The organism is Nocardioides sp. P5_C9_2 (assembly GCF_054049555.1).
In genome coordinates this window covers 1-1890 of record NZ_JBFUMD010000608.1, presented here as the reverse complement: position 1 = coordinate 1890, position 1890 = coordinate 1, and the positions used below count along the sequence as shown (strand labels likewise).

The 1890-nt window shown below is 68.5% G+C and carries 1 protein-coding gene; it reads right to left on the bottom strand.

Annotation, left to right across the window (positions count from 1 at the left end; genetic code table 11):
• Nucleotides 1–1890: transglycosylase domain-containing protein (locus ACXJKL_RS20175; RefSeq protein ID WP_457208778.1), on the bottom strand; the 1890-nt coding region annotated here is incomplete at both ends.

Genomic DNA, 1890 nt, shown 5'->3' with positions numbered 1-1890 from the left:
TCGCCCTCGACGTACGCGGGCGGCGGGAACTCCTCGACGTCCATGCCCTCCATGGCGCCCTGCATGATCGCGGTCCACGTCTGCGCCGGGTAGACGGCGCCGAAGTACGACGGGAGCCAGCCGTCGAGCTGGTTGTCCCCGTCGCCGCGCACGTACATCACGGCGGTGGCCAGCTGCGGGGTGTAGCCGGCGAACCAGGCCGAGGAGACCTCGTCCTTGTCGTTGGTCGCGGTGCCGGTCTTGCCGGCGGCCGGACGGCCGAGGGCCAGCGCGGCCTGCCCGGTGCCGTTCTGCACGATCTGCTGCATGGCGTACGACGTGTCGGCGGCGATGTCCTCGTCGACGGCCGTGCGGGTCTCGTCCTTGCGCGAGTAGCGGACCTCGCCGTTGCGGTCGACGACCTTCTCCACGACGTGGACGTCGGCGCGCTCGCCGCCGTTGGCGATGGAGGCGTAGGCGTTGGCCATGTTGATGGGGCTGACACGGCCCTTGCCGAGGGTGATCAGGGTGTCGTCGGACAGGAAGTCGACCGACCGGTTCGGGATGCCGGGGTACTGCTTGGCGGGCTCGTTGCCCGGGATGCCGAGGGCACGCGCCATGTCGTAGATCTGCTGCGGGCCGTCGGACATCGAGGCCGACATGTCCACGAAGGCGGTGTTGATGGACTGCTCGGCGGCCGTCACCAGGGAGACGGACTCGCCGTAGTCGTTGCCGAGCCCGTCGGTGCCGGTGCCCTCGTTGCGGACCTGGGTGCCGTCCGGGAACTCGTAGGGCGAGTTGCCGTCGAAGCTGTCCGTGATCTCGAAGCCGTCCTTGATCGCGGCGGCGATGGTCAGCGGCTTGATCGTCGAGCCCGCCATGCCACCCGTGGCGGCCCAGTTGATCTGGGAGTCGAGGTAGTCCTGGCCTCCGTAGAAGCCGCGCAGGGCACCGGTGCCGACCTCGACCGTGGCCGCGCCGACGTGCAGCTCCTTGTCGCCGAAGCCCTCGGGTCGCTGCTCGCGCACGCCCTCCTCGGCGGCCTGCATCGCCGCCGGGGTGAAGGTGGTGGTGACCCGCAGTCCACCGCCGTCGATCTCCTCCTCGGTGAACTCGCCGGTGGCGAGCAGCTCCTGCTTGACGAGCGTCAGCATGTGGCCCCGCTGGCCGCCGTACTGGCTCTGCACCGCGATGTCGGGGAACTTGGGGAGTCGCTTCACGGCCTTGTCGGCCTGCTCGGCGGTGATCGCCTCGGTGTCGACCATGGCGTCGAGGACGTAGGCGTAGCGCTCCTTGAGCGCCGCCCGCGCGTCCTTGCCTCCGTCGGGGTCGTAGCGGGACGGGTTGTTGAGGACCGTCGCCAGCACCGCGCTCTCCCGCAGGGTGAGATCGGCGGCGTCCTTGTCGAAGAACGCCTGCGCGGCGGCCTGGACGCCGTACGCCCCGCGACCGAAGTAGATGGTGTTGAGGTAGCCCTCGAGGATCTCGGACTTGCTCAGCTCGTTCTGGATCTTGACCGAGACGACGGCTTCCTTGATCTTGCGCTGGTAGCTCTGCTCGCTGGTGAGGTACAGGATCTTGACGTACTGCTGGGTGATGGTCGAGGCACCCTGGCGGTCGTTGCCGCGAGCGTTGGAGAACGCCGCACGCAGGATCCCCTTGGGGTCRATGCCCTGGTCGGTCCAGAACGTCTGGTTCTCCGCGGCGACGACCGCGTCCTGCATCTGCTGCGGCATCTCCGACAGCGGGATCGACTCCCGGTTCTGGTCGTCGTAGAAGGTGCCGAGCTCCTGCTTGCCGCCGTTGTAGTAGACGAAGGTCGTCTGGGCCTTGAACGCCTCGTTGGGGGCGGGGATCGCGATCGCCTTGTAGAGCACGAAGAGGGCGATCAGCCCGAGCAGGCCCACGACC